The sequence below is a fragment of the Halobaculum halobium genome (assembly GCF_030127145.1).
GTDB classification, from domain to species: domain Archaea; phylum Halobacteriota; class Halobacteria; order Halobacteriales; family Haloferacaceae; genus Halobaculum; species Halobaculum halobium.
Genome location: NZ_CP126158.1, coordinates 1,245,416 through 1,258,216 on the forward strand (window position 1 = coordinate 1,245,416; position 12,801 = coordinate 1,258,216).

Annotated in this window: 13 protein-coding genes, 1 tRNA gene and 1 pseudogene; 5 read left to right on the plus strand and 10 right to left on the minus strand. The window is 69.8% G+C overall.

Features of this window, described 5'->3' with window-relative positions; all coding sequences use genetic code 11:
- Positions 1-21: 21 nt before the first annotated feature.
- The gene (locus P0Y41_RS06560; RefSeq protein ID WP_284063153.1) at positions 22-1,374 is read left to right on the plus strand and encodes an LLM class flavin-dependent oxidoreductase; all 1,353 of its coding nucleotides are present in this window, start codon (positions 22-24) and stop codon (positions 1,372-1,374) included.
- A 305-nt stretch (positions 1,375-1,679) separates the two neighbouring features.
- Here P0Y41_RS06560 and P0Y41_RS06565 read toward each other — a convergent pair whose 3' ends face one another.
- Positions 1,680-1,868 carry a DUF8015 family protein gene (locus P0Y41_RS06565; RefSeq protein ID WP_284063154.1) on the minus strand — a complete coding sequence of 63 codons (189 nt, stop codon included), beginning with the start codon at positions 1,866-1,868 and terminating at the stop codon, positions 1,680-1,682.
- 89 nt (positions 1,869-1,957) lie between these two features.
- Here P0Y41_RS06565 and P0Y41_RS06570 point away from each other — a divergent pair, with 89 nt between their 5' ends.
- Positions 1,958-2,329: a tautomerase family protein gene (locus P0Y41_RS06570; protein ID WP_284063155.1), complete on the plus strand. Its 372-nt coding sequence runs from the start codon at positions 1,958-1,960 to the stop codon at positions 2,327-2,329.
- A gap of 203 nt (positions 2,330-2,532) precedes the next feature.
- Here P0Y41_RS06570 and P0Y41_RS06575 read toward each other — a convergent pair.
- Positions 2,533-2,617, minus strand: a tRNA-Leu gene (locus tag P0Y41_RS06575).
- Between the two features lie 134 nt (positions 2,618-2,751).
- On the opposite strand from P0Y41_RS06575, the gene P0Y41_RS06580 reads away from it, so the two are divergent.
- Positions 2,752-4,398, plus strand: coding sequence for an ABC transporter substrate-binding protein (locus P0Y41_RS06580; protein WP_284063156.1), 1,647 nt, complete (start codon positions 2,752-2,754; stop codon positions 4,396-4,398).
- A 6-nt stretch (positions 4,399-4,404) separates the two neighbouring features.
- Here P0Y41_RS06580 and P0Y41_RS06585 read toward each other — a convergent pair whose 3' ends face one another.
- Positions 4,405-4,746: a ferredoxin gene (locus P0Y41_RS06585; protein ID WP_284063157.1), complete on the minus strand. Its 342-nt coding sequence runs from the start codon at positions 4,744-4,746 to the stop codon at positions 4,405-4,407.
- 168 nt (positions 4,747-4,914) lie between these two features.
- Between P0Y41_RS06585 and P0Y41_RS06590 the strand changes: the two genes are divergently transcribed.
- Positions 4,915-5,919, plus strand: a complete 1,005-nt coding sequence (locus P0Y41_RS06590; RefSeq protein ID WP_345783195.1) for a DUF7972 family membrane protein — start codon at positions 4,915-4,917, stop codon at positions 5,917-5,919.
- A gap of 81 nt (positions 5,920-6,000) precedes the next feature.
- Here the strand turns inward: P0Y41_RS06590 and P0Y41_RS06595 are convergent, their stop codons facing one another.
- Positions 6,001-6,846: a PspA/IM30 family protein gene (locus P0Y41_RS06595; RefSeq protein WP_284063158.1), complete on the minus strand. Its 846-nt coding sequence runs from the start codon at positions 6,844-6,846 to the stop codon at positions 6,001-6,003.
- A gap of 93 nt (positions 6,847-6,939) precedes the next feature.
- On the opposite strand from P0Y41_RS06595, the pseudogene P0Y41_RS06600 reads away from it, so the two are divergent.
- Positions 6,940-7,616: pseudogene (locus P0Y41_RS06600) on the plus strand (alpha/beta hydrolase).
- Positions 7,617-7,634: 18 nt separating this feature from the next.
- On the opposite strand, the gene P0Y41_RS06605 reads toward P0Y41_RS06600, so the two are convergent.
- The 6 genes from P0Y41_RS06605 to P0Y41_RS06630 form a co-directional block, all read right to left on the minus strand.
- Positions 7,635-7,958 (minus strand): transcription factor S, encoded by a 324-nt coding sequence (locus tag P0Y41_RS06605; protein WP_284063159.1) that lies wholly within the window; start codon positions 7,956-7,958, stop codon positions 7,635-7,637.
- Between the two features lie 32 nt (positions 7,959-7,990).
- The gene (locus tag P0Y41_RS06610) at positions 7,991-8,647 is read right to left on the minus strand and encodes a DUF8135 domain-containing protein (RefSeq protein ID WP_284063160.1); all 657 of its coding nucleotides are present in this window, start codon (positions 8,645-8,647) and stop codon (positions 7,991-7,993) included.
- Entirely contained in the window at positions 8,648-9,499 is an 852-nt protein-coding gene (locus P0Y41_RS06615; protein WP_284063161.1) for a CopG family transcriptional regulator, read from the minus strand.
- Between the two features lie 144 nt (positions 9,500-9,643).
- Positions 9,644-10,480, minus strand: coding sequence for an RAD55 family ATPase (locus tag P0Y41_RS06620; RefSeq protein ID WP_284063162.1), 837 nt, complete (start codon positions 10,478-10,480; stop codon positions 9,644-9,646).
- A 69-nt stretch (positions 10,481-10,549) separates the two neighbouring features.
- Positions 10,550-11,569, minus strand: coding sequence for a beta-ribofuranosylaminobenzene 5'-phosphate synthase family protein (locus tag P0Y41_RS06625; RefSeq protein ID WP_284063163.1), 1,020 nt, complete (start codon positions 11,567-11,569; stop codon positions 10,550-10,552).
- 81 nt (positions 11,570-11,650) lie between these two features.
- The gene (locus tag P0Y41_RS06630) at positions 11,651-12,742 is read right to left on the minus strand and encodes an NAD(P)/FAD-dependent oxidoreductase (RefSeq protein WP_284063164.1); all 1,092 of its coding nucleotides are present in this window, start codon (positions 12,740-12,742) and stop codon (positions 11,651-11,653) included.
- Positions 12,743-12,801: the final 59 nt, after the last annotated feature.

A 12,801-nucleotide genomic window follows, 5' to 3' on the forward strand; every position in this document is an offset into this window, starting at 1 on the left:
AGCACACACAACTCACGATCAATGAGCGACGGGATCCATCTCAACCTCTTTACCATGAACTCCGTGGAGCACGTCTCCCCGGGGTCGTGGACGCATCCGGCGGACCGATCTGCGGAGTACACGGACAGGGAATACTGGACCGACGTGGCCCGCACCGCCGAGCGCGGCGGCTTCGCGGCCGTCTTCTTCGCGGACGTGCGCGGCATCTACGACGTGTACGGCGGCGACCGCGAGACCGCCATCGAACACGCCGTCCAGACGCCCTCGAACGACCCCGGCTACCTCGTGCCCGCGATGGCCGAGGTCACCGACTCCCTCGGATTCGCGGTCACGAAGTCGACCACCTACACCCATCCGTACCAACTCGCCCGCGAGTTCTCCACGCTCGATCACCTCACCGACGGCCGCGTCGCGTTCAACGTCGTCACCTCGTACCTGGAATCCGCGGCGCGGAATCTCGGGCTCGACGAGCGCATGGACAAGCAGACCAGGTACGACCGCGCCGACGAGTTCATGGACGTCTGCTACGCGCTGTGGGAGGACTCGTGGGACGACGGCGCGGTCGTCCGCGACCGCGAGTCGGCCGCGTTCACCGACCCCGCCGGGGTCCACGAGATCGACCACGAGGGCGAGTTCTTCGACGTGCCCGGCCCGCACGGCTGCGAACCGTCGCCGCAGCGCTCGCCCGTGATCTTCCAGGCCGGTTCCTCCGACCGCGGGCGCGACTTCGCCGCCGCCAACGCCGAGGCGGTGTTCTGCTCGCAGCCCACCGAGCGCGGCGTCCGCGAGTACATCGACGACCTCCGCGAGCGCGCCGCCGACCTCGGTCGGGACCCCGACGAGTTGGCGTTCTTCCCGGGCGTCGTCCCCGTCGTCGCCGAGACTGAGGCGGCGGCTGAGGCGAAGTACGAGCGCCTCCTCGACACCGTCGACGTGGAGGCCACGCTCGCGCTGCTCTCGGGGTTCCTCGACATGGATCTCTCGGCGCTCGACCCGGACCAGCAGATCGAACACATCGAGACCGACGCGATCCAGGGGACGATGAACGCCTTCACGAAGGCCGATCCCGACCGCGAGTGGACCGTCCGGGAGGTCGCGCAGTTCTCCGGGCTCGGCACCACCTCGCCGGTCGTCGTCGGCACGCCCCAGCAGGTGGCCGACGAACTCCAGTACTGGCACGAGGAGGTCGGCGTCGACGGCTTCAACGTGAAGGAGGTGCTGCGAACCGGGAGCCTCGACGACGTGGTCGACCTTCTCGTCCCCGAGTTGCGCGCGCGCGACCTCCTCGCGGAACCGACGGCCGGGGAGACCCTCCGCGAGCGACTGCTCGGAGGGGGTCCGCGCCTCTCGTTGTCGCATCCCGCGCGACAGTGAGGTAAAATGAACGAACCGCAGTCCGCAAGGATCGCAAACGGCATCGCTGTGCCGTGGGCGGCGCACGACCGGTAGTCACGGTTGAGGTTGGTACGGCCGGCGCCAATATCGTTAAGTACCCGCACCCGCTTGTCACAGGTGACGCTTCGTCTGGAGGGCCGAAGCGTCAGCGGGGACCAATTCAGGGCGGAACGCGTGCCGCTCTTTTCACCGGCACGCGTTCCTCCCACGTTTCACACGTTCGAGCTACCGCTGCGTGTCGTGTGGATCCGATCGGTTGCGCGAACCGTCGAGCCCCCGGCTCGTCACCCGTCGGTGGGCGGGTTGCGGAACACGCCGTCGGCGATGGCGAGGCCGCCGACCACCGATCCTGCGGGCGCGGTCAGCCGAAACGGGACGCCGAGCGCGGCCGTCGCGAGCACGGCCGCGAGCAGGCTCACGCCGATGAGCGCGAGGAGCGCGTCCGGCCGCGACGGTCCGTCGGTCGGAAGCATGGTAATTACATCTCATTAGAGACGGAAACCGCTTGGGGTCGTTCGACGGTCGTCGGAACGGGTAGGTGACTCGGGGACGAGGTCCGGACGTGCCACACCTGCAGTTCGATACGGACGCCGGCCCGACGGCCGCCCAGAAGGAGGCGCTCGCGGCGACGGTCACCGATCTGTACACCGACCACATGGAGACGTCACCCGGGCACGTCGCGGTCACGATCCGCGACCGCGACCCGGCCGAGCTCCATCTGGGCCGCGCGGTCGAGGGCGCGCTCGTCGTTCTCGACGCGGATATCCGTGAGGGCCGCCCGTTCGAGTTGAAACGGGCGTTCGCGCTCGCGACGATGGAGTATCTGATCGACGAGTGGGGCGTCCCCGAGGCGAACCTCAAGGCGACGTTCACTGCACACGCGGGCGAGGAGATGATGGGCTACGACCGCGTCGGCGGCGACTGGGAGGAGTAAGCCGTCGTCACGAGACCGGCTGCAGCAGCCGATCGGATCGCCCGCTTGCTGCGGACGCGTACGCGGAGCTATCGGTCCCGCGACTCGTCGCTGTGGTCCTCGCGACTGCGAGAGAAGTGAGTTGAACCGCGGTCGCAGCAAGCTGCTCCCTACGTCAAATCTTTCCTCGATGTGCATTCGAGCGCGCTTGCGGCGCGCACGCATGCGAGGGAAGGGATTTGAACCCTTGAACCCCTGAGGGAGCGGATCTTAAGTCCGCCGCCTTTGGCCAAGCTCAGCCACCCTCGCGCGGGTCGTCGTTTCGCCGGATGGTGGAAGTGGATTTCGGTCGCCCGACGGAGTCGTTTGCTACGGCTCCGGGGTTGCGGACAACGCTGCGGCGAGCGACGGATGAATACGTGTGGAAAAATGTTGTTGTCCTCGTGAGCGACACCACAGACGAAACGCTGGACGCGATCACACGGCGGCGAGTCCTCGCGGGCGCCGGGACCGCGAGCGCAGTCGGCCTCGCCGGCTGCACCGGCGGGTCGGGCGGCGACGAGTCCGAGACCGACGCGCCCGAGACGAGCGACGGCGAATCGACGACCGCGGCGACCGGCGGCGGGACGCTGAACTTCGCGCAGTCGAAGTCGCCGCTGGATTTCGACCCGCTGAAGGCCAACGACGTCCCGTCGCTGCAGGTCGTCGAACAGCTCTTCGACAGCCTCTACACGTACGGCGAGGGGACCGAACTGGTTCCGAAGCTTGCCGCCGGCGACCCCGAGGTCAACGACGACGCCACGCAGTACGTCGTCGAACTCCGGGAGGGGATCACGTTCCACAACGGCGAGCCGATCACCGCCGAGGACGTGAAGTACTCCTTCCTCGCACCGGGGCGCGAGGAGACCAACAACGGGTCGGAGTTCACGATGATCGACTCCATCACCGTCGTCGACGAGCGGACGGTCCAGTTCGACCTGAAGTTCGCCTTCGGGCCGTTCCGCCACAAGCTCGCGTGGGCGCCGGTCCCGAAGGCGTACCGCGAGGAGAACAAGGACTCGTTCAACCGCGACCCCGTCGGCTCCGGGCCGTTCACGCTGGAGTCGGCCACCGAGGGCGACGAGGTCGTCATGGAACGGTGGGACGAGTACCACGGGGACGCGCCGAGCCTCGAACGGGCGGTCTTCAGCCCCGTCGAGGAGCCGACGACGCGGGTGACGACGCTGAAGAACGGCGAGTTCGACATCGTCCAGACGGTGCCGCCGAAGCTGTACTCGACCGTCGAGAGCCAGGAGGGCTCCTCCGTCGCCGAGCGTCAGGGGCTGGGCTACTACTACCTCTCGTTCAACTGCAACGAGGGGCCAACCGCCGATCCGAAGGTCCGGGAGGCAATCGACTACGCGGTCTCGATGGACCAGGCCGTCGAGAACTACATCGAGCCGGCGGGCACGCGCCTGACCGCGCCGATGCCCGACACCGTCACCGACGCCTGGGACTTCCCGACCGACGAGTGGGCCGACATCTCCCACGACAAGGACGTCGACATGGCCGCTCAGTTGCTGGAGGAGGCCGGCGTGCCCACGGACTACTCTTGGAAGATCATCGTTCCGCCGGACGACAAGCGCGAACAGATCGGCGTCTCGGTCGGTAACGGGCTCCAAGAGGCCGGTTGGAGCAACGTCGAGGTCCAGCGGCTGGACTGGGGAGCGTTCCTCGACAAGTACTCCACCGGCAACGAGGACGACTACAACATGTACACCCTCGGGTGGGTCGACGAGTTCGACCCCGACGGCTACCTCTACTACATGTTCCACCCCGAGGTGGAAAGCGAGACCAACGGCTGTTACTACCGCAACGAGGAGGTCGCCGACAAGCTGACCCAAGCGCGGGAGTCCGCCGACCGCGAGGAGCGCAATCGGCTCTACACGGAGGCGACGACGACGATCCTCGAGGACCGCGCCCACCTCCCCGCGTACAACCTCAAGAACAGTTTCGGCGTGAGAGACACCGTCGAAGGGTTCCGCCCCCACACCGTCTCCGGGATCAACCCGCGACTGACCGGGGAGGACACCGTCAGCCTGAACGACTGAGCCCGCTCACCAGTCGACGCTCAACGTTCCGTCGCCGTGCGGGTCCGGCGACAGCTCCTCGTCGGTCCGCCGATCGACGACGTGGATGCAGCCCACGTCCTTCTTCGCGGGACACACCTCCGCCGCGCGGATGTTCTCTTCCAACTCGTCCTCGCCGATGTAGTACGACTTCGGCTTCGCCATGCCGCTGGCGATATCCATCTCCCAGTTGTCCGCGACCTCCGCGCACTTGCCCGCGCCGAAGCAGGCGTTGGCCTCGAAGATGATCTTGTACGGCTTCTCCTCCACCGGCGGCCCGTCGCCCCCGAAGTCGCTGGCGGTCTGTACCTCCGCGTCGAGGTCGCTCATACCCGACCTTCCGCCCGGGGCGACTTTCGTCTGTCGGTGGCCGGGCGGACGCGTCCTTGTCGACGGCGGCGATCCACGCCCGGTGGCGCGGGAAGCGGCGTCGAGGTGGTCCCATCGGCACGGGAACGGCCGACGCGCTTTTTCCGCCGGCCCGCAAGCGACGCGGTAGTGAGCGACGCCCCGGAGGACACGATGCGCGAACGGGCGGGGACGAGCCGGCTGAAACTCTGGCTCCTCGTCGACGCCGACCGGTGGCTCGTCGCCGCGGGCTTTCTCGCGGCCGTGTTCCTCCTGCTGTTCGCCGCCGGCGTCCTCGTCCCCGGCGCGGCGGCGCTGCTCACCGACGGCGACCCGATCGAGACGGCGTTCCAGCCGCTCATCGGGGGAACGATCACCGTCGTCACGCTCGTGCTCACGCTGAACCAGCTCGTGCTCTCCCAGGAGTTGGGCGCCGTCGGCGACCAGCGTGAGCGCATGGAGGGCGCGACGGAGTTCCGACGCGACGTGGCCGACGCGCTCGGTCGCGACGTGATGCCGCCCGAGCCGTCGGCGTTCCTCCGGGAGTTGGTGATCGCCGCCGGACAGCGCGCCGACGACGTGGACGAGGCGCTGGCCGACGACGAGGAGCTCGCCGACGACGCCGCACGGCTCGTCGACAGCGTCCGCGGCAACGCCGAGGCGGTCGGCGACAGCCTCGACGACGCGCAGTTCGGCACCTTCGCGGTGGTCTCGGCGGCGCTGAACTTCAACTACTCGTGGAAGCTGTACGAGGCCCGACGCCTCCGAGCCGACCACGACCTCACCGACGATCAAGACGAGGCGCTGTCGGCGTTAGCGGACGTGCTGGAGCTGTTCGGCCCCGCCCGCGAGCACTTCAAGACGCTGTACTTCCAGTGGGAGCTGGTCGACCTCTCGCGGTCCGTGCTGTGGGCGGCGGTGCCGTCGCTCGCCGTCGCGTTCGGCTCGGTGCTGTACCTCAGCGCGCTCGTCCCCGGGGCCCCCGCGGGCGGGGTGTACCTCGCGGGGCCGTTCGTCGTCAGCCTCGTCGCCGCGGTCGGGCTGCTCCCGTTCGCCGTCCTGCTGTCGTACGTGCTCCGCATCGCGACGGTGACGAAACGGACGCTCTCCATCGGCCCGTTCACCCTCCGCGAGACGAGCGCGAGCGACGACTGAGCGGGACCGACGGCCGACGGGACGCCGCGACGGAGCAGCGCGAAGAGCCGAAAGCGGGGAGTCCGATCGGGAACGGGGACGTTACTTCGAGGAGTCGGACTCCTCCTGCTGGAGTTCCTCCAATTCCGCCTCGACCTCCTCGTCGGTCACGTCTTCGGCGACGGCCTCGCCGTCGCCACCGGCGTCGGCGTCGACCGCCGCATCGCCGCCGTCGTCCGACTCCGCGGACTCCTTGCCCAGCTCCGCGCGCAGCGTCTCCAGTTCGGCGTCGACCTCGCGGTCGGTGCGCCCGGACTGGAGCTCCCGGTCGATCTCGTCATCGTCGGAGAGCGCGTCGTCGAAGGCGCCGGTGTCCTGCAGTTCGTCCATCGCCTGCGAGCGCGCCTCCATCTCCTCGGTGCGGTCCTCGGCGCGCTCGATCGCGCGGCCGACGTCCGCCATCTCGTCGCCGACGCCCGACATCGCCTCCGACACCCGCGTCGACGCCTCCGCGGCCTCGTAGCGCGCCTTCATCGTCTCCTTTTTCGTCTTGAACTCCTCGATGCGACCCTGGAGCTCGTCTTTCTTGTCGACCAGTTGGTCCTGCGTGTTCTGGAGCTCGGCGATCTGCGTCTCCAGGTCCTCGATCTGGTTCATCTTCGACTTCTTCTTCTCCAGCGCCTTGCGGGCCAGATCGTCGCGGTCCTGTTCGACGGCTTCTCGCGCCTGCTCGTTGTGCTTCTCGACGTTCTCCTCCAGTCGTCGCTTCTGGATCTCCAGGCGCTTCTTTTGAGTCGTGAGGTCGGCGATACCCTGTTTCACCTCCTGCAGTTCGTCGCGCATCTGTTCGTAGCTGTAGTCGAGCGTCTCCGACGGGTCCTCCGCCCGGTTGAGGATCGAGTTGATCTTCGAGCGGATGACGTAGGAGGTGCGCGAGAGGATACCCATGGCCCGAAGTTGGTGAACAGGCCGTATAAATCTCACCCGACCGAGAGGAACCTACCCGCTACCATTTTTAACAGAGCGCCCGGATCCAACCGCATGACCGACGTCCTGGTCCCCGGCGGCCGCGACGTCCGCGCGACGTTGGATCGCGCGGGCGACGTCGATAGCACGGAAGGGGTCGCCGCGAGCGCCGACGCCTGCGTCGTCGCGTGTCCGCCGCATCCACAGCATCGGGGTCACCGCGGCGACGAACGTCTTCGAGCGGTCTCAGCGGCGCTCACCGGCGGCGGCGTCGACTGTCTCCGCTTCGACTACGGCGACTGGGACGAGGGGTACGGCGAGCGCGCCGACGCGCGCAACGCCGTCGCGTGGGCGCGCGACCGGTACGACCGCGTCGGGCTGTTCGGCTTCAGCTTCGGGGGACGCTCGCGCTGATCGTGGCGAGCGAGGCCGAACCGGGCGAGGCCTCGACCGCGAGCGGGGAGCCGGGCGGCCAGCGAGCGCGCGTGGGCGACGTTGCCGCCGTCTCGGCGCTCGCGCCCACCGCTCGCATCGCGGCGGACCTGGACGCCGTCACCGCGCTCGACGGCATCGACTGCTCCGCACAGGTGGTGTACGCGACCCGCGACGACACCGCCGACTGGCGGCCGGTGGTGGAGCGCGCCGAGGAATTGGGATTCGATCTGCAAGAGTTCTCCGCTGACCACTTTTTCGTGGGCCAAGCGGGGAAGGTGGGCGAGGCGGTCGGGGAGTGGCTGGTAAACGCGCTGTGAGTGACCGGTCTCCCGTCGTCAGTTGTACTCGCGCCAGCGGTACCCGCACTCCTTGCACTTGAAGAAGCGCGTCGGCGGCTCGTCGGCGGCGCCGGTCTGTTTGATCGTGTACCACGCGACGGTGTGGCCGCACTCGTCGCAGACGACGTCGTCGGAGGTGGGTTTCCCTTCGAAGTTCGCGCCCTCCTCGGTCTCGATCACGTCGCCGTCGGTCTGGGCCTCGGTGGAGACGAACCGCGCGGCACGGTCCTCGTCGCGGTCGGCGGTGGCGCCGCACGACGAGCACACCATCACCCCGTCTTCGGTGCGCATCATCGAGCCGCACTCGTCGCAAAACTGCATGGCCGACCGTAGTCGGGCCGCACCGGTATGGCTTACGCGTCGTCGCCGGCGGCGAAGTTCGGTCGCCCCTGAGCGGTCGCCATCGGACAGCCACGGACGCGGAAGTGCTCGCCGTCGACGACCTCGACGATGTCCGTGTCGTCGTGGCCGCACGCGACGTCCGGCGGCGCAGAGAGGTGCGGACAGCGTTGGCAGTACTCCCGCTTATCGAGGACGTGCTCGAGACGAGTGTCCCCCGCGGCGGACGCCTCGACGCGCTCGGCCGCGGCCTCGGACGGGTCGTACTGGCCGAGGTCGTCGTCGTCGCCCGGCTCGGCCGGCTCTCCCGTCGCGAGCGACTCCCACAGCGCGCCGGTGTCGATGTCCCCGACCTCGACCTCCTCGAACGGGGTGGAGTCGTCGCGCGCGTCGCGGTCCCGCCCGCGTTCGCCGACCCGCTCGGCGAGATCGCTGAGCGGAGCGTCGCGGCTCCGACGACCCGGGGGACCGGTCGTGGCGTCGGTCCCGTCGGTTGTGGCGCTGATCTCATCGGTCGTGCCGTCGGTCTGGTCTCCGCTCTCGGCGTCCATCTCGTCGCCCCGCTCGCCGCGTGTCGGCTCGTCGGACGCGAACGGGTTCCGGACCTCCGGCGAACCCTCCTGGTCCCCCTTCGCCTCGTCGCGGCGGTCGTCGTCGCGGTCGTCCGTCATCTACTCGTCCTCGAAGATCGGTTCGGTGGGTTGCTCGTCGACGGTCTCGCCCTCCAACGCGGGGCGCGTGCCAACCGTGAGCGACGGCGATCCGAAGAAGCCGGACGCCGGCTCGACCGCCTCGAACGTTGCCTCGCAGTGGGGGCACTCCGGCGTCGACAGCAGACTGAGCCGAACGGTCGCGCCGCAGCCGTTGCAGTCTGCGCTCGCGACCCCAAGCCGGTTCGCCTCCGCTTTCAGATCGGCCGCCGCGAGACGGCGCGTCTCGCGCGCCTCCAGCGTCGAGACGCGGGTGCGCACGTCCGACACCACGGCAGCCACCCGCGAGAGCTTCTCCTCGTGATCGTCTGCAGTGTCGGTGAGATACTCTAAGACCTCCTCGTAGTTCGCGAAGCCGGCGTCGAACGACTCCTCCAACTCGGAGAGGTCCGTCCGGATCGACTCGACGTCCGCCCCCAGGTCGTCGAGTTCGGCCTCTAGGTCGTCGACCGACTCGGTCGCCTCCCGCAGCTTCGGGTGATCGTGGTCGGCCTCGGCCTTCGCGTCGGCCTCGCGTTTGACCTGGATCACCCGCGAGCGGACGTCGTCGATCTTCTCGTCGAGTTCGGCGTCCAGGTCGTCGACGCGGGCGGTCAGATCGGCGATCCGCTCGGGGAGTTCCCCGGTCGAGGTCCCCGCGGCACCGTCAAGGGGCGCCGCGTCTCCGAGCGCCTCGTCGTGGTCGTCGATCAATCGAGCGACGGTGACGGCCCGAGCCAGCACCTCCTCCCGGGAGCGCCCCGTCTCCTCGGCCCGAGCCTCGATCCACTCGTGGAGCACGTCTGGGAGCTCCTGGACCTGTTCACCGTCCATCTACCAGCCCGTTGGCTGTGGGTAGGTAAATACTACCGGCCCGACTATCGCAAGTGGTATCGGGTTGAAACGATCGGGTCACCACCGGTGAGGATCGGCCCGCGCAACCCGATCTCGGGGGGCGCCGCCGCAGCACGGCGTCGCTCACCGGATCTTCCGCACGTCGCTGATGTCGAGTCCGCCGTCGTGGATCTCGGTCTCAAACCGTACGATGTTCTCCGATTCGAGCTGGGAGAGGACGCCGCGGAACTCGCGGACGACCATCGTCCGGGCGCGCTTCGAGCCGCCGGACTCCCAGCTGAACTGGAGCGTGCCGCTGCTGCCGTCGACGAGCTGGCCGAGTTGGCGGTCGGCGATCGTGTCGGTATTGACGAGCGCGAGCAGCAGCCCGCCCCACGAGTGGACCGCCTTCGCGAGCCCGCGAACGAGCATCGCCACGTCCTCCCACTCGACCTCGCCGCCGGAGGCGCCGACGAGGTCGGTGACCGCGTCGATCACGACGAGGTTGCCGGCGGCGTTAGCCGTCAGATACTCGCCGAGCGCCGAGAGGACGGTGTCGCGGTTGCCGGCGCCGTTGAGGTCGTGGATGGTGCTGGTGGCCCCCATGTACCACTCGCGGGGGATCGGGGACAGCTGAAAGTACTCCGCCGAGAGGTCGGCGAACTCGATCCCCGCCATGGCGGCGTCGACGATCTCGTCGGCCATCGTGTAGCGCAGCTCGCGCTCGATGTAGTCGTCGTCGGTGGTAAACGAGAGGTAGTGGACCTCCGGCGGGACCGTCGCGTCGTCGTCGAGATCCCCGTAGTACAGGTCGAACGTCTCGTCGTCGACGCTGGCGAGCGCGTTCATCGCGGCGCTCGTGTAGGCGAACTCCCGGGCGCCGGCGCCGGACTCGCCGGCGACGAGCACGACGCTGCCCTCGGGGGCGCCGCCGCCGAGCACCGAGTCGAGTTGGGCGACGCCGAACGGGATCCGGTCCATGCGTCTGCTCGCTCGGGCGGGCGCTTAGGCGTTGTGCCGAACCGCGGGGGTCGCGGGCGCGTCGCGCCGTCAGTCGGCGTCGACGCGGGCGATCGTCGCGCCGCCGTTCCGCGGCTCGGCGACCCGCACGTCGCCGGCGACGCCGGCGGCCTCGAGCGCGTCGACCCCCGCCTCGCGGGCCGCGTCGGCGCGGGCCGCGTCGGTGACGCCGTAGACGGCGGGCCCCCACGAGGACTGTCCGGTGCCGTAAACCGCGGGGTCGTCCCCCACTTCGGCGGCGATGTCGCCCACCGGCGGGCGGTAGACCCCGCCCTGCTCGTCGGCGAACCACGCCCCGTTGAGCCGCCCGATCTCCTCGACTGCGGCGCCGAACCGCTCGGCGGAGCCCTCCGCGACCGCGGGGAGCAGTCGGCGCTGTATCACGCCTGCGACGCGGTCGGCGACCGCGGGGTCGGCGTCCTCGACCGCGCGGCGTATCGCCGAGTCCTCGTCGTCGCCGGCGCGACCGGGGTCCGCGTCGGGGACGACCAGCAGGAACCGCCAGTCGGCAGGCACGCGGTGGCGCGCGGCGACCGCGGGAACGCGCCAGTCGCCGTCTGCGGGGCGGTCCGTGGTGAATCTCCCGGTGGGGTGGCCCGCGTCGAGGACGAAGCCGCCGTCCTCGAACGTCGCGACGCCGACGCCCGATCGGCCGCCCCGCCCGAGCGCCGGCGCGCGCTCGCGCACCGCCGGGTCGCAGCCATGTGCGGCGGCGACGCCCGCGAGCGTCGCGAGCGCAAGTTGCGTCCCGCTCCCCAGGCCCATGTGGCGGGGGAGTTCCGTCTCGACCGCGACGCGAGCGCCGTCGACGCCGAGCAGGTCGCACGCGCGCTCGGCGTAGTCGCGGACGGCGACGTGCTCGCTTGTGACAGAGCCCGCGGGCGAGATGCGGAGTCGGACGCGGGGCGCCTCGAGGGCGACGCCGGCGGCGCCGTACAGGCGCTCGTGCGCAAGCGAGAGGTTGGCGAAGCCGAAATGCAGGCGCGCGCCGGACTCCACCGTGACGGGACCGGGTGCGTCGGCACGTCGGACGGCTGCTGGGTCCGGCATCGCGTCTCGGGGAAAGTTTCGACCGACTATCGGGTGTTGGTTTCGACAGCGGAGAATACGGACGCTGTCGACGGCGGAGCGCTACAGCCGGTCGGCGATGGACTCGCCAGCGTCGATCCCGTTCCACAGCGCCGCGGCGGCGCGGCCGCGGCCGGCGACCCAGTCGCCGGCGACGAACACTCCCGCCTCGCGGGCGGCAGCGACCGCGTCGGCGGTTCCGTCAGCGTCGGCGTCGGTTCCGCCGCCCTCGACGCCGTCCCGGTCGCCGTCGAGCCCCTCGTTCGGGAGCGCGTAGCGCCACCCCTGGTCGTCGACCCAGTCCGGGTCCGCGAGTCGATCGTCGCCGACGAGGTCGGCCGCCAGCGTCGCCGCTGTCTCTGCTGTCTCCTCCAGCGGGTCGTCGTAGCGCTCGGCGGACCACTCGGGGCTCGGTTGTACGATCAGCAGGCTCTCCCCGTCGGGGACGTGTCCGCGTTTGCACTCCTCGCGCGAGAGCCACCCGATCTCGTGTGCCTTGTCCGTGTCGACGAGCCCGTACCACGGCACGTCGAGTTCGAACGGGTAGTGCAACACGAGCGTCCGGATCGTCCGGTACTTGGTCCCTTCGACGGCCGCACGGAGATCTTCGAGCGCGCCGTCGGCGTCGGCTCCTTCCGTCGCGGCCAGCAGTTCGGCCGTCTGCGGCGCCGGGGGCGTGAGCACGAGCGCGTCGAACGGGCCGTGGTCGTCGCCGTCGGTGTCGGTCGCGGCCCACGTCCCCCCCGCGCGGTCGAGGGCGGCGACGCGGGTCGTCTTGCGTACCTCGGCGCCGCTCTCGGCGAGCAGGCGCTTGGCGAACTGGGTGATCCCGGCCTCCCAGGTGTACTTGTGGTCGTCGTCGCCGTCGCCGGGAGCGATCTCCCCGTCGGCGCCGAACGTCCACACCGGTTCCGCGATGTCGACGAGGCCCTCCTCGCCGAGGTCGCGGATCAACTCGCCGGTCCGGTCGTCGGGGACCTTCACGTAGTTGGCGCCGTAGTCGTAGCGGCAGCCGTCGCGCCGCCGCGTCGCCGCCCGCCCGCCGACCCCGCGCGACTTCTCCAAGATCGTCACCTCGTGGTCAGTGTCGCGAAGCGCGTACGCCGCACCGGCGCCCGCGAGGCCGGCGCCGACGATACCGATGTGTGCCATCACCGTGTCCACGGGCGGCGGCGCCGTATCGCTTGCGGGCGGTCCGGGCGCGCCGTGCTCAC

What these genes read in the sequence shown, in the direction of transcription:
- P0Y41_RS06620 (WP_284063162.1), bottom strand. Translation starts at nt 10,480, where the DNA reads ATGGACCGGATCCCGTTCGGCGTCGCCCAACTCGACTCGGTGCTCGGC.
- P0Y41_RS06560 (WP_284063153.1), top strand. Translation starts at nt 22, where the DNA reads ATGAGCGACGGGATCCATCTCAACCTCTTTACCATGAACTCCGTGGAG.
- P0Y41_RS06585 (WP_284063157.1), bottom strand. Translation starts at nt 4,746, where the DNA reads ATGAGCGACCTCGACGCGGAGGTACAGACCGCCAGCGACTTCGGGGGC.
- P0Y41_RS06610 (WP_284063160.1), bottom strand. Translation starts at nt 8,647, where the DNA reads ATGACGGACGACCGCGACGACGACCGCCGCGACGAGGCGAAGGGGGAC.
- P0Y41_RS06615 (WP_284063161.1), bottom strand. Translation starts at nt 9,499, where the DNA reads ATGGACGGTGAACAGGTCCAGGAGCTCCCAGACGTGCTCCACGAGTGG.
- P0Y41_RS06605 (WP_284063159.1), bottom strand. Translation starts at nt 7,958, where the DNA reads ATGCAGTTTTGCGACGAGTGCGGCTCGATGATGCGCACCGAAGACGGG.
- P0Y41_RS06625 (WP_284063163.1), bottom strand. Translation starts at nt 11,569, where the DNA reads ATGCCGGACCCAGCAGCCGTCCGACGTGCCGACGCACCCGGTCCCGTC.
- P0Y41_RS06565 (WP_284063154.1), bottom strand. Translation starts at nt 1,868, where the DNA reads ATGCTTCCGACCGACGGACCGTCGCGGCCGGACGCGCTCCTCGCGCTC.
- P0Y41_RS06595 (WP_284063158.1), bottom strand. Translation starts at nt 6,846, where the DNA reads ATGGGTATCCTCTCGCGCACCTCCTACGTCATCCGCTCGAAGATCAAC.